Origin of the sequence: Klebsiella sp. LY, from assembly GCF_004010915.1 — a bacterium.
GTDB classification, from domain to species: Bacteria; Pseudomonadota; Gammaproteobacteria; order Enterobacterales; family Enterobacteriaceae; genus Klebsiella; species Klebsiella quasipneumoniae.
The window spans coordinates 3,486,881-3,499,411 of sequence record NZ_CP022444.1 but is presented as its reverse complement, the minus strand read 5'-3'; the positions used below and the strand labels follow the sequence as shown (position 1 = coordinate 3,499,411).

Annotated in this window: 12 protein-coding genes and 1 tRNA gene; 7 read left to right on the top strand and 6 right to left on the bottom strand. The window is 56.0% G+C overall.

What is annotated here, in order from left to right; translation table 11 throughout:
* Positions 1 to 50 precede the first annotated feature (50 nt).
* Entirely contained in the window at positions 51 to 632 is a 582-nt protein-coding gene (gene lpcA / locus CE636_RS19990) for a D-sedoheptulose 7-phosphate isomerase (RefSeq protein ID WP_004145825.1), read from the bottom strand.
* 239 nt (positions 633 to 871) lie between these two features.
* Here lpcA and fadE point away from each other — a divergent pair, with 239 nt between their 5' ends.
* From fadE to CE636_RS19975, 3 genes are all read left to right on the top strand, one after another.
* Positions 872 to 3,316 carry an acyl-CoA dehydrogenase FadE gene (gene fadE / locus CE636_RS19985; protein ID WP_017901311.1) on the top strand — a complete coding sequence of 815 codons (2,445 nt, stop codon included), beginning with the start codon at positions 872 to 874 and terminating at the stop codon, positions 3,314 to 3,316.
* A gap of 178 nt (positions 3,317 to 3,494) precedes the next feature.
* Positions 3,495 to 4,265, top strand: coding sequence for an amidohydrolase (locus CE636_RS19980; RefSeq protein WP_004204628.1), 771 nt, complete (start codon positions 3,495 to 3,497; stop codon positions 4,263 to 4,265).
* 249 nt (positions 4,266 to 4,514) lie between these two features.
* Positions 4,515 to 5,615 (top strand): AI-2E family transporter, encoded by a 1,101-nt coding sequence (locus CE636_RS19975; RefSeq protein WP_017901309.1) that lies wholly within the window; start codon positions 4,515 to 4,517, stop codon positions 5,613 to 5,615.
* A 28-nt stretch (positions 5,616 to 5,643) separates the two neighbouring features.
* On the opposite strand, the gene eamB is transcribed toward CE636_RS19975, so the two are convergent.
* Positions 5,644 to 6,234: a cysteine/O-acetylserine transporter gene (gene eamB, locus CE636_RS19970; protein WP_004204623.1), complete on the bottom strand. Its 591-nt coding sequence runs from the start codon at positions 6,232 to 6,234 to the stop codon at positions 5,644 to 5,646.
* 103 nt (positions 6,235 to 6,337) lie between these two features.
* On the opposite strand from eamB, the gene CE636_RS19965 reads away from it, so the two are divergent.
* Positions 6,338 to 7,219, top strand: a complete 882-nt coding sequence (locus CE636_RS19965; RefSeq protein ID WP_012968890.1) for a LysR family transcriptional regulator — start codon at positions 6,338 to 6,340, stop codon at positions 7,217 to 7,219.
* Positions 7,220 to 7,278: 59 nt separating this feature from the next.
* Here the strand turns inward: CE636_RS19965 and CE636_RS19960 are convergent.
* Positions 7,279 to 7,355 (bottom strand) — tRNA-Asp (locus tag CE636_RS19960).
* 133 nt (positions 7,356 to 7,488) lie between these two features.
* Positions 7,489 to 8,220: a DNA polymerase III subunit epsilon gene (gene dnaQ / locus CE636_RS19955; RefSeq protein ID WP_004204621.1), complete on the bottom strand. Its 732-nt coding sequence runs from the start codon at positions 8,218 to 8,220 to the stop codon at positions 7,489 to 7,491.
* Between the two features lie 64 nt (positions 8,221 to 8,284).
* Here dnaQ and rnhA point away from each other — a divergent pair, with 64 nt between their 5' ends.
* Positions 8,285 to 8,752 carry a ribonuclease HI gene (gene rnhA, locus CE636_RS19950; protein WP_004204620.1) on the top strand — a complete coding sequence of 156 codons (468 nt, stop codon included), beginning with the start codon at positions 8,285 to 8,287 and terminating at the stop codon, positions 8,750 to 8,752.
* Here rnhA and CE636_RS19945 read toward each other — a convergent pair.
* A complete protein-coding gene (locus tag CE636_RS19945; protein ID WP_004204619.1) occupies positions 8,749 to 9,471 on the bottom strand; it encodes a class I SAM-dependent methyltransferase in 723 nt (240 codons plus the stop codon). The two genes, rnhA and CE636_RS19945, sit on opposite strands and share 4 nt — an antisense overlap.
* 32 nt (positions 9,472 to 9,503) lie before the next feature.
* On the opposite strand from CE636_RS19945, the gene gloB reads away from it, so the two are divergent.
* Both gloB and mltD read left to right on the top strand, forming a co-directional pair.
* Positions 9,504 to 10,259 carry a hydroxyacylglutathione hydrolase gene (gloB, locus tag CE636_RS19940; RefSeq protein ID WP_004204618.1) on the top strand — a complete coding sequence of 252 codons (756 nt, stop codon included), beginning with the start codon at positions 9,504 to 9,506 and terminating at the stop codon, positions 10,257 to 10,259.
* A 71-nt stretch (positions 10,260 to 10,330) separates the two neighbouring features.
* Positions 10,331 to 11,698, top strand: coding sequence for a murein transglycosylase D (gene mltD, locus CE636_RS19935; protein ID WP_017901308.1), 1,368 nt, complete (start codon positions 10,331 to 10,333; stop codon positions 11,696 to 11,698).
* Between the two features lie 59 nt (positions 11,699 to 11,757).
* On the opposite strand, the gene CE636_RS19930 is transcribed toward mltD, so the two are convergent.
* Positions 11,758 to 12,528: a class I SAM-dependent methyltransferase gene (locus tag CE636_RS19930; protein WP_017901307.1), complete on the bottom strand. Its 771-nt coding sequence runs from the start codon at positions 12,526 to 12,528 to the stop codon at positions 11,758 to 11,760.
* Between the last annotated feature and the right edge of the window lie 3 nt (positions 12,529 to 12,531).

Here is a 12,531-nt window from a genome sequence, read left to right as displayed (position 1 = left end):
CGACGGCGCCAAAGCGAGGCCGCCGTCAACAGTACACACTCACCTGCCTGTTAGCCTTTCGCCATCTCTTTTTCGATCAGCATAATCAGGATATGGATCACTTTGATGTGGATCTCCTGAATGCGGTCGGCGTAGCCAAAGTGCGGCACGCGAATTTCAACATCGGCGCTACCGGCCATTTTACCGCCGTCTTTACCGGTCAGGGTGATCACTTTCATCCCCTGCGCCCGGGCGGCTTCAATGGCCTTGATAACGTTGCCGGAGTTGCCGGAGGTGGAGATGCCAAGCAGCACATCGCCCGCGCGGCCGACGGATTCAACGTAGCGGGAGAATACATACTCATAGCCAAAATCATTGCTCACACAGGAGAGATGGCTGACGTCGGAGATCGCAATGGCCGGATAACCCGGGCGGTTTTCGCGATAACGTCCGGTCAGCTCTTCCGCAAAATGCATCGCATCGCAATGGGAACCGCCGTTACCGCAGGACAGCACTTTACCACCCGCCTTAAAGCTATCCGCCAGCAGGACAGCGGCACGCTGGATAGCATGGATATTGGCTTCGTCCTGCAGAAAGTTAGCCAGCGTTTCCGCGGCTTCGTTCAGTTCGTTACGAATAAGATCCTGGTACATGAGGATAATCCTTCAGTATGAGTGGAATAACCCTGGCAGTGTACCGGATAGCCGCCGAAGCGAGAAGCAGCAGGCAGCGTTATCCCCCGCCCTTTTGATTTTATGTGCCGCTTTTGCATACAACAATGTGAGCAAGGTTGTAATTATTTTGTAAACACATTGCTAAATAAAAAAGCATGCACTACAACCAATACATCACAAGTGGTCAGACCTCCTACAAGCACAGGGAGCATTTCTCTATGATGATTTTGAGTATTGTTGCAACCGTTGTTTTACTCGGTGCGCTCTTCTATCACCGGGTCAGCCTGCTGCTCAGCAGCGTGATCTTGCTCGCCTGGACCGCAGCGCTCGGCGCGGCCGGTCTGTGGAATATCTGGCTGCTGCTGCCGCTGGCGATCATTCTGTTGCCGTTTAACTTTGCGCCTATGCGTAAATCCATGATTTCCGCACCGGCGTTTCGCGCTTTCCGCAAGGTGATGCCGCCGATGTCGCGTACTGAAAAAGAAGCCATCGACGCCGGGACCACCTGGTGGGAAGGGGATCTGTTTCGCGGCAACCCTGACTGGCACAAGCTGCATAACTATCCGCAGCCGCGTCTGACCGCCGAAGAGCAAGCCTTCCTCGACGGCCCGGTGGAAGAAGCCTGCCGGATGGCCAACGACTTCGCCATCACCCACGAAATGGCCGATCTGCCGCCGGAGCTGTGGGCGTATCTGAAAGAGCATCGCTTCTTCGCGATGATCATTAAGAAAGAGTATGGCGGGCTTGAATTCTCCGCTTATGCCCAGTCGCGGGTGCTGCAGAAGCTCTCTGGCGTCTCCGGCATTCTGGCGATCACCGTCGGCGTCCCGAACTCACTGGGGCCGGGCGAGCTGCTGCAGCATTACGGTACCGAAGAGCAGAAAAACCATTATCTGCCGCGTCTGGCGCGCGGGCAGGAGATCCCCTGCTTCGCTCTCACTAGCCCGGAAGCGGGCTCTGACGCCGGCGCCATTCCGGATACCGGCGTGGTCTGCATGGGTGACTGGCAGGGCCAGCAGGTGCTGGGTATGCGCCTGACATGGAACAAACGCTACATTACGCTGGCGCCTATCGCCACCGTGCTGGGACTGGCGTTTAAACTTTCTGACCCAGATCGTCTGCTGGGGGGAGAAGAAGAGCTGGGCATCACCTGCGCGCTGATCCCGACCTCCACCCCGGGCGTGGAAATTGGCCGTCGTCACTTCCCGCTTAACGTCCCTTTCCAGAACGGCCCAACCCGCGGCAAAGATATCTTCGTGCCGATCGATTACATCATTGGTGGGCCGGGGATGGCCGGTCAGGGCTGGCGCATGCTGGTTGAATGTCTGTCGGTGGGACGCGGTATTACTCTGCCGTCCAACTCCACCGGCGGCCTGAAATCGGTGGCTATGGCGACCGGGGCTTACGCCCATATTCGCCGCCAGTTCAAAATCTCGATCGGTAAAATGGAAGGGATTGAAGAGGCGCTGGCGCGCATTGCCGGTAATGCTTATGTAATGGACGCTGCGGCGTCGCTTATCACCTACGGCATTATGCGCGGCGAGAAACCGGCGGTGCTCTCCGCGATCGTGAAATATCACTGCACCCACCGCGGCCAGCGCTCCATTATCGACGCAATGGATATTACCGGCGGGAAAGGCATTATGCTGGGCGAAGGCAACTTCCTCGCCCGGGCCTATCAGGGCGCGCCTATCGCCATCACCGTGGAAGGGGCGAACATTCTGACCCGCAGCATGATGATCTTCGGTCAGGGTGCGATCCGCTGCCATCCGTACGTGCTGGAGGAGATGGCCGCCGCGCAGAACAACGACCTGAACGCCTATGACAAGCTGCTGTTCAAACATATCGGCCATGTCGGCAGCAACAAAGTACGGAGTTTCTGGTTGGGCCTGACCGGCGGACGCACCAGCAGCGCGCCGACCCGCGACGTCACCCGCCGCTACTATCAGCAAATGAACCGCCTGAGCGCGAACCTGGCGCTGCTGTCAGACGTCTCGATGGCGGTGCTGGGGGGCAGTCTCAAGCGTCGCGAACGTATCTCCGCGCGTCTGGGGGATGTGTTAAGCCAGCTGTACCTGGCCTCGGCGGTGCTGAAACGCTATGACGATGAAGGACGCAACGAAGCCGATCTGCCGCTGGTTCACTGGGGGGTGCAGGATGCGCTGCATCAGGCCGAGCAGGCCATCGACGATCTGCTGAAAAACTTCCCCAACCGTCTGGTGGCTGGCGCAATGCAGCTGGTCATCTTCCCGACCGGTCGTCATCATCATGCGCCGTCGGATAAGCTGGACCATAAAGTCGCTAAAATTCTGCAGGTGCCCAGCGCCACCCGCTCCCGCATCGGTCGCGGTCAGTACCTGACGCCGAGCGAGCATAACCCGGTCGGCCTGCTGGAAGAGGCGCTGCTGGAAGTGATGGCGGCCGATCCTATCCACCAGCGTATCTGTAAAGAGCTGGGTAAAAATCTGCCGTTCACCCGTCTCGACGAACTGGCCACCCATGCCCTGGCGAAAGGCTTAATTAATCAGGAAGAAGCCGCTATTCTGACCCGCGCAGAGCACAGTCGCTTGCGCAGCATTAACGTCGACGACTTTGCGCCAGAGGAGCTGGCGACAAAGCCGGTAAAGCTGCCGGAAAAAGTTCGCAACGTTGAAGCCGCATAATAAAACAATCACCACATCACAGGCCGGGCGGGGAATTTTCCCCGCCTTTTTTTCGTCCCCCCCTCCTCCGTGGCTTCTGTCAGTAGCATTTTTTTAACAAAATATTCCGCTGACCGCCGCGAGGCTGATAAGGTGTTACAGTTAACCTAACCCCCTCATGAGAATGGAGTTGACCATTGTGCCTGGCCTGAAAATTACGCTGTTGCAACAACCGCTGGTCTGGATGGACGGCCCTGCTAACCTGCGCCATTTTGATCGCCAACTGGAAGGGATTGTCGGGCGCGATATCATTGTTTTACCTGAGATGTTTACCACCGGCTTTGCGATGGAAGCGGCAAAACAGTCTTTACCCGAGGCCGAGGTGGTGGCGTGGATGCATGCCCGGGCGGCGCAAACCCAGGCGTTGATCGCCGGCAGCGCCGCGCTGCAAACTGAGCGCGGGGCCGTTAACCGCTTCCTGCTGGTCGAGCCTGACGGCACGGTTCATCATTATGATAAACGGCACCTGTTTCGTATGGCGGATGAACACCATCACTATGAGGCCGGGGACAAGCGCGTGGTCTTTGAATGGCGCGGATGGCGGATCCTGCCGCTGGTCTGTTACGACCTGCGCTTCCCGGTATGGTCGCGTAACCTTAACGATTATGATCTGGCGCTGTATGTGGCGAACTGGCCGGCGCCGCGCTCGCTGCACTGGCAGTCGCTGCTGGTCGCCCGCGCGATTGAGAACCAGGCCTACGTCGCCGGCTGTAACCGGGTCGGCACCGACGGCAACGGTCATCATTACCGCGGTGATAGCCGGGTTATCAGTCCCCAGGGGGAGATTGTCGCCACCGCCGATCCGCATCAGGCCACTCGTCTTGACGCCGAACTGTCGCTGAGCGCCCTGCAGGAATATCGTGAAAAATTCCCCGCCTGGCGCGATGCCGATCCTTTTACTCTGGATTAATCCCCCTCCGCTTTCTTCCCCCCTTCTGCGGGAAAAGAAAGCGGAATTTCCTCTTGCAGCGCCCAACAGAATATTTACAGGGCGCCTTTCATTTCTGTTCTACACTCATTAAAAGACCCCACAACCAAACGGGCGGAGATCATTTTCAATTCACTTCTGCTTTGTAAATCATGAGTTTTCTATTGCCAGCTTGTTTTGTTGAACCCGGCTGAGCGTTGGCGTATGAATATTTAATGAGCGTAATGGAAAATGGATAATAATAATCTTCAGTTAATAGAAAAACGGCTGGTCACCCGCTTTCTCGATATGTTTATTCGGTTCGGTCTTATTCTGGCGCTGGCCTCATTCTGTTTTACCGTCTTTTCTCCCTTCGTCAATATGATGCTCTGGGCGTTGATTCTGGCCGTGGCGCTCTATCCTTTACATCAGTATTTTGCCAGACTGTTAGCGGGAAAACAGGGACTGGCGTCGGTGGTGCTGGTGCTGTTAGGTATTTTACTGATTGTTATCCCCACGGTGCTAATGATCACCTCGCTGGCGGAAAGCGCCAGCGCCATGATTGACAAGATGGGTAGCCAGAGCTTTACCATTCCCCCGCCCTCTTCACGAATTGCCTCTTTACCGATCGTTGGCGAGCGGCTTAGCGCCCTGTGGATGCGGGCTTCCGTGGATCTCCCGGGACTGCTCAACAATTACCGTTCGCAAATCGGCGATATTGCCAAACAGTTCCTCAGCATATTAGCCAGCATGGGCGGCGGACTGATTGGCTTTATTATTTCGTTTATCGTCTCGGGCATTATGATGGCCTGGGGCGCCGCGGGCGCCATCAGCGCCCAGCGTATTGCCATCCGTATTACCGATGAAAATAAAGGCGTGACCCTCACCCGCCTGTGTACCAGCACCATCCGCGCGGTCGCCCAGGGCGTCATCGGGGTGGCATTGATCCAGGCGCTGCTGGTCGGTGTGATCATGCTGATGGCCAGCATTCCCGCCGTCGGGATCTTCTTTATACTTGCCCTGATCCTCGGCATTGCACAGGTGCCGGTGATCCTGGTGACGGCCCCGGCCATCGCACTGATGTGGAGTCTCGGCACCCACAGTACCGGAATGGATATCTTCTACACCATCCTGCTGATCGTCGCCGGTATGGCCGATAACGTCCTCAAACCTCTGCTGCTGGGGCGCGGAGTCGATGCGCCAATGACGGTGGTGCTGCTGGGCGCCCTCGGTGGAATGGCCTCTAACGGCATTCTCGGTATGTTCCTCGGCGCCACCCTGCTGGCCATCGGTTATCGGATCTTCATGACCTGGGTAAATGAAGGGCAACCCGCCCTGCCGCAGGATAAATAACCGCAGGGGAGCGTTACGCTCCCTTAATTCATTCCATAAACATTCGTACCGCGCACCAGACCAGCAGCAGCGCCAGCAGCAGATTTAACCCTCTTCCATGGCGTTCGAACACCGGCTGAAACAGATGACCGGCCAGCGCCCAGCAAAGATTGCCGGCAACGCCTATTACTGATAGCAACAGGCTTATCATCACCAGCCAGAATGGCTCGCGAGTCACCGGCAGAACAAAGGTCGACAGGGCCGTGATGCCGTACAGGATAATTTTTACATTCACAAACTGCAGCCCCAGGCTGGCCCAGAAGCTGACAGGCCGCTCCTCCTGCCCACCGCTGGCCGGGTCGCTGCGCGCAATGTGCCAGGCCAGCCACAGGATATACCCCGCGCCGACCCAGCGTAGCAGGGAGGTTATCCCCTCATCCAGGGTAACGAGAGTGAACGTCAGCCCGGCACAAATCAGCATGATGATCACAAACCCCAGGCTCATGCCGGCCAGAACCCGCATGCTCCGTCGAAAGCCGTGCGCGGTGACGCTGCTCAGCGCCAGAATATTATTCGGCCCGGGCGTCAGGGCGGTGATCAGGGTGTAAGTTAAAAAGGCGCTAATCAGGGTAGGTGTCACGTGTTTTCTCCTCTTGACTGGCAGACAGTACCCGAAGCTGATAATTTAAAAAAATGAATGTTTTTTCATTCTGAATTCGAGAATGTCGATATAAAGAGGAAATATGGATCTGCGACGCTTTATCACCTTCAAAACGGTTGTCGAAGAAGGATCCTTTCTGCGCGCCTCGCAGAAACTGTGCTGCACCCAGTCCACCGTAACCTTTCATATCCAGCAGCTTGAGCAGGAGCTTGCTATCCCGCTGTTTGAGAAAATTGGCCGGCGGATGTGTCTCACCGCCGCGGGTAAGAATGTCCTGCCGCACGTCTACGATCTGACCAAAGTGATGGCGTCGATTCGCCAGGCGGCGCGCCAGGACGATGAACCCGGCGGCGAACTTCGCGTCGCCACTGGTGAAACCCTGCTGGCGTACAAAATGCCGCCGGTGCTGCAGCGTTTTAAGCAACGCGCCCCGAAGGTCCGCCTGTCACTGCAGTCGCTCAATTGCTACAGCATCCGTGATGCGCTGCTCGCTGACGAAGTCGACTTGGGGGTGTTTTACCGGGTTGGCAACGATGATGCACTCACCATGATGGAACTTGGCCCGCAGCCGCTGGCGCTGGTCGCGTCAGTCGATCAGGCGCCAGTCGACTTCCTGCGCCCGCGGCAGCATATCCCATTGAGCTTTATCATCAACGAGCCCCAGTGCGTGTTCCGGCAGATTTTTGAAAGTACCCTGCGCCAGCGCGGCATTACCATGGAGAACACCATCGAACTGTGGAGCATTGAAAGCATCAAACAGTGCGTGGCGGGCAATCTTGGGGTGAGCTTCCTGCCGCGCTTTGCGGTAGAGGAGGAACTCAAACGCGGGACGCTGGTCGAGCTGCCGTTCAGCGAGACGCCGCTGACGATCCATGCGCTCTGCGCCCATCACGCCGGGAAAGCAATCAGTCCTGCGATGCGGGTATTCATGCAGTGTATGCAGGAGGAACAAGAGGCGCGCTGAAATTCGGCGACGAAAACGACGAAAGCCTGAATCATTGCTGATTCAGGCTTTCTGAATAGTGGCGGAACGGACGGGACTCGAACCCGCGACCCCCTGCGTGACAGGCAGGTATTCTAACCGACTGAACTACCGCTCCGCGTTGTTGTTCCGTTGGGAACGAGGCGAATATTACGGATTCCCCTCTACCCCGTCAACGCTTTTTCTACCGTTTTGAATCGTTTGCTGCAAAAATCGCCCAACCGCCTACTTTTAATCCATTTTAGTGGTTATCAGGCACGCCACAGGCAGCTTCCGCCTTTCTTTTGTACCAGATCGAGGCGGGATTCATGGTTCACCAGTTCTTCATCAGAGGCATAAACTACCCGTAACTGGCTGGCGGCGCGGACGACGCGCTGAATGCCCATCTCTCCCGCCTGCTGCTGGCTTTCGCCTTCCATAGAGAACGCCATCGACGTCTGGCCGCCGGTCATCATCAAATAGACATCGGCAAGGATCTGGGCATCGAGTAATGCCCCGTGCAGCGTGCGCTTGCTGTTATCTATTTCGTAACGCGAACATAACGCATCCAAACTGTTGCGCTTGCCGGGGAACATTTTCCGCGCCAGTGCCAGACTGTCGGTGATTTTACAAAAGGTCTCGGTTTTTCCGATGCCGCGGTTCAGCTTACCGAACTCATAATCCATAAAGCCGATATCGAACGAGGCGTTATGGATCACCAGCTCCGCGCCGCGGATGTAATCCATAAACTCATCAGCCACATCGGCAAAGGTGGGTTTATCCAGCAGGAATTCATCGGCGATCCCGTGCACGCCGAACGCCTCCGGATCCACCAGCCGATCGGGCTTCAGATAGACGTGGAAATTGTTACCGGTCAGGCGGCGGTTGATCACCTCCACCGCGCCGATCTCAATGATCTTGTGTCCTTCGTAGTGCGCCCCGATCTGGTTCATACCGGTGGTTTCGGTATCGAGAACAATCTGGCGCGTAATTGCAGTGCTCATAGCGGTCATTTATGTCAGACTTATCGTTTACAAATCGATTTCAATTACAGGAAGTCTACCAGAGATGCTCAAACAGGTAGAAATTTTCACCGACGGCTCTTGCCTGGGAAATCCAGGACCCGGCGGTTACGGCGCCATCATGCGCTACCGCCAGCACGAAAAAACCTTTAGCGCCGGCTACCGTCTGACCACCAATAACCGCATGGAACTGATGGCGGCGATCGTCGCTCTCGAGGCGTTAAAAGAGCATTGTGAGGTGGTGCTCAGCACCGACAGCCAGTATGTCCGCCAGGGGATCACCCAGTGGATCCACAACTGGAAAAAGCGCGGCTGGAAAACGGCAGAGAAAAAACCGGTAAAGAATGTCGACCTCTGGCAGCGGCTGGACGCCGCGCTTGGCCAGCATAAGATCAAATGGGAGTGGGTGAAGGGCCACGCCGGCCATCCAGAAAACGAACGCTGCGACGAGCTGGCCCGCGCGGCGGCCTCCCATCCCACTCAGGACGACATCGGCTACCAGCCGGAGAGCTAATTCTGCCCCTTGCGCCACTGCCGGGTGGCGCCGACTGCCGGCCGCAGCTGGGTTTTCGCTTTACCGGATTTCATCGGATTGAGCGTCAGCGGAATGGTCCGTTTGCGGGCGACAATCAATTGCAAACAGCCCAGCGCTGGCAGATGGGTGCTCAGCAGTTTGCCGCCATGCCGCGACCAGGGTAAAACCTGATAACGCCCATAATGCAGCACTTCAAAGTTGAGCAGCGACAGCCAGTCCAGCTGGCGCATCAGCGTAAACATACGGCTGTTGTACGGCGTGCCTTTGCGCAGGACCGGCACCAGTTTACGCAACCCCATCAGGCTCACCGGATTAAACCCGGTCAGGATCATCCAGCCATCATCGATCAGGACGCGATCGGCCTCCCGCAGCAGGCGATGCGGATCGCTGCACCACGGCAGGGTATGCGCCAGCAGGCAGGCGTCGACGGACTTTTCGGCAAAGGGCAAATGCAGCGGGTCGGCCCGGACCTGCATTGGGTTTCCCGCCAGCGAGACATTCACCTGGTGCGAGATGGCGCAAGCTTCGGTATTGATTTCCGCGCTCAGATTGCCAATCTTAAGCAGATGAAAGCCATATAATTTAGCCAGCCATGGCTTCATCTGCTGTTCAAGCGTTTCGCGATAGTATTCGCCCCACGGCATACTGGACCAATGCTCAGGCGCTGTCACTGTATGAGGTATCCTTGCCGGCTTCATTGCCACCTTCCGCTACGCTTTAGAGGTAATTTATGAATCTTATCAGTATTCCCGCGTTTCAGGACAACTACATCTGGGTTCTCATTGAGAATCACGGCCGCTGCATCATCGTTGATCCGGGCGAGGCCGCGCCGGTTCTGGCGGCAATCGAGGAAAACCAGTGGCAGCCCGAGGCCATTTTACTGACCCATCACCATCAGGATCACGTCGGCGGCGTAAAACAATTACGTGAAAAATTCCCCTCTCTGGTGGTTTACGGGCCGGCAGAAACCCAGGATAAGGGGGTTACTCAGGTAGTAGACGATGGCGATCGGTTGTCAATTCTGGGTCACGATTTTTCCATTTTCTCCACGCCAGGTCACACATTAGGACATATCTGTTACTACAGCGAACCTTATCTGTTTTGCGGCGACACAATGTTCTCCGGCGGCTGCGGAAGGCTGTTCGAAGGCACCGCAGAGCAAATGTATCAATCATTTATGAAAATTAACGCCCTTCCTGCAGAAACCATTATATGTTGCGCACATGAATATACGTTAGCGAATATGAAGTTTGCGTTAAGTATCCTGCCTGATGATAGGGACATAAACGATTACTATCATAAAGTTAATGAGTTACGTGCAAAAAAACAAAAAACACTACCCGTAATTCTGAAAAACGAGCGGCGTATAAATTTATTTTTACGCGTAAATGATGTTGATTTAATTGATAAAATTAACAAAGAAACAAAATTGCAACACTCTGTGGCGCGATTTGCGTGGTTAAGGTCAAAGAAAGACGAATTCTGACATTTAATTCTTGTCATCGGCTAACTTCGCCGTTATCCTTGGTCGTCTTTTAAGCAACTATTGACACACACATGAAGGCACGAGCGATATTATTCGCCTCTGTCCTGCTGGTGGGGTGCCAGGCGTCTAAGCACGATGGCACCGTCGAACAGCGAGCACAGAGCCTTTCTGCGGCTGGTCAAGGGGAAGCAGGCAAGTTCACAAGTCAAGCGCGCTGGTTAGATGATGGAACCTTCTACGCGCAAGACCAGGATCTGTGGACTTCCATAGGCGACGAGCTAAAGATGGGAATACCGGATAACCCCCGGATTCGCGAGCAAAAACAGAAGTACTTGAGAAATAAGAGCTATCTCCACGATGTAACTTTACGGGCAGAGCCGTATATGTACTGGATAGCCGGGCAGGTTAAGAAACGTAACATGCCAATGGAACTGGTATTACTACCCATAGTGGAGAGCGCTTTTGACCCACACGCGACGTCTGGCGCCAATGCCGCAGGCATCTGGCAGATCATTCCGAGCACAGGGCGCAATTATGGTTTAAAACAGACCCGCAGTTACGATGCGCGTCGTGATGTTGTCGCATCGACAACCGCGGCGCTGGACATGATGCAACGTCTGAACAAAATGTTCGACGGCGACTGGTTGTTAACGGTCGCGGCATATAACAGCGGCGAAGGTCGGGTCATGAAGGCAGTGAAAGCGAACCGTTCGCGTGGCAAACCCACCGATTTCTGGTCGCTGTCTCTGCCGCATGAAACGAAAGTCTACGTACCGAAAATGCTGGCATTGAGCGACATCCTCAAAAACAGCAAACGTTACGGCGTAAAGTTGCCTACGGCTGATGAAAGCCGTGCGCTGGCGCGCGTTCGCCTCGACAGTCCGGTTGAGATTTCTCAGCTCGCGGATATGGCCGGTATGCCGGTCAGCAAGCTGAAGACCTTCAACGCCGGCGTAAAGGGGTCAACGCTGGGCGCTAGCGGGCCAAAGTATGTCATGGTGCCGCAGAAGCACGCCGCTCAGCTGCGTGAATCGCTGGCCTCTGGCGACATTGCCGCCGTGCAGCCGACGCAGCTCGCGGACAATACGCCGCTGACCAGCCGTAGCTATAAGGTACGCTCTGGCGACACGATTTCCGGGATTGCTTCCCGTCTCGGCGTCACGACCCGGGATTTGCAGCAGTGGAACAATCTGCGCGGTTCAGGGTTAAAAGTCGGGCAGAGTCTGGTTGTCGGCGCAGGTAGCAGCGCACAGCGCCTGGCGAACAACAGCGATAGCATCACCTATCGCGTTCGCAAAGGTGACTCGCTGTCGAGCATCGCCAAACGTCATGGCGTTAATATTCGCGACGTCATGCGCTGGAACAGCGATACCGACAATCTGCGGCCTGGCGATCAGCTAACCCTGTTTGTGAAAAACAGCGATCGACCAGAGTCCTGATACGTCAGGGTTCGATAAAAAGGCACCGACTTCCCCCGGTGCCTTTTTTGTTGTCCGTATTAAACCGCTTTATGCGCTTCAAACATGATGGTATCGCTGGTAAAGGAACCATCCTGCTGTAACTCAAAGTAGGCTTTCACCTCCGCCGAGGCGCTCTGCTGGTATAAACGAATCGCCTCCACCAGCGGCTCAGGGGTACGCATCCGCGCCACCCACGAACTGAATTCCAGCGGCAGGCGATCGGTCAACAGCCGATTAATCACCAGCCCCGCCTCCGTCGCCAGCGTCAGCCACTCGCCGCTGGAATAATTACGCACGTGCGAGGTATCGCGCAGGGCTTCCACGGTCTGCAACCAGACATCACGCACCGGATGACCCGGCGACATCACGTCCATCACGATCATCACCCCGCCCGGCTTGAGAACACGTTTCACCTCACGCAGCGCCTGGCCGACATCATGCCAGTGGTGCGCGGAATAGCGGCTGATAACGATATCAAAGCTGGCATCAGCGAACGGCAGCGTTTCGGCATACCCCTGCTGGGTCACGATATTGCTAAAACCTTTTTCCTGTGCCGCGGCGGCAACGACCTCCAGCATCTGGCTCGATAAATCATAGGCGGTCACCTCGGCAACCTGTCCCGCCGCGGTAAAGCTGGCGTGCCCTGCCCCGCAGCCCATATCCAGCACTTTCGCCTGCGGAAAATCAGCCAGACGTTCCGCCAGCCGCTGCAGATCGCGACCAGAGGCGTGTACGGCGCTGGTCAGATAGGCGCTGGCCTGGGAGCTGAACTGCTTTTCAACGTTGTCATGGTGAGAGCGTGTTGTCATGTT

Excerpts from the sequence above, each read along its gene's own strand:
- CE636_RS19965 (WP_012968890.1), top strand. The coding sequence starts at position 6,338 with ATGGATCTGCGACGCTTTATCACCTTCAAAACGGTTGTCGAAGAAGGA.
- lpcA (WP_004145825.1), bottom strand. The coding sequence starts at position 632 with ATGTACCAGGATCTTATTCGTAACGAACTGAACGAAGCCGCGGAAACG.
- gloB (WP_004204618.1), top strand. The coding sequence starts at position 9,504 with ATGAATCTTATCAGTATTCCCGCGTTTCAGGACAACTACATCTGGGTT.
- rnhA (WP_004204620.1), top strand. The coding sequence starts at position 8,285 with ATGCTCAAACAGGTAGAAATTTTCACCGACGGCTCTTGCCTGGGAAAT.
- CE636_RS19945 (WP_004204619.1), bottom strand. The coding sequence starts at position 9,471 with ATGAAGCCGGCAAGGATACCTCATACAGTGACAGCGCCTGAGCATTGG.
- fadE (WP_017901311.1), top strand. The coding sequence starts at position 872 with ATGATGATTTTGAGTATTGTTGCAACCGTTGTTTTACTCGGTGCGCTC.
- dnaQ (WP_004204621.1), bottom strand. The coding sequence starts at position 8,220 with ATGAGCACTGCAATTACGCGCCAGATTGTTCTCGATACCGAAACCACC.
- CE636_RS19975 (WP_017901309.1), top strand. The coding sequence starts at position 4,515 with ATGGATAATAATAATCTTCAGTTAATAGAAAAACGGCTGGTCACCCGC.
- mltD (WP_017901308.1), top strand. The coding sequence starts at position 10,331 with ATGAAGGCACGAGCGATATTATTCGCCTCTGTCCTGCTGGTGGGGTGC.
- CE636_RS19930 (WP_017901307.1), bottom strand. The coding sequence starts at position 12,528 with ATGACAACACGCTCTCACCATGACAACGTTGAAAAGCAGTTCAGCTCC.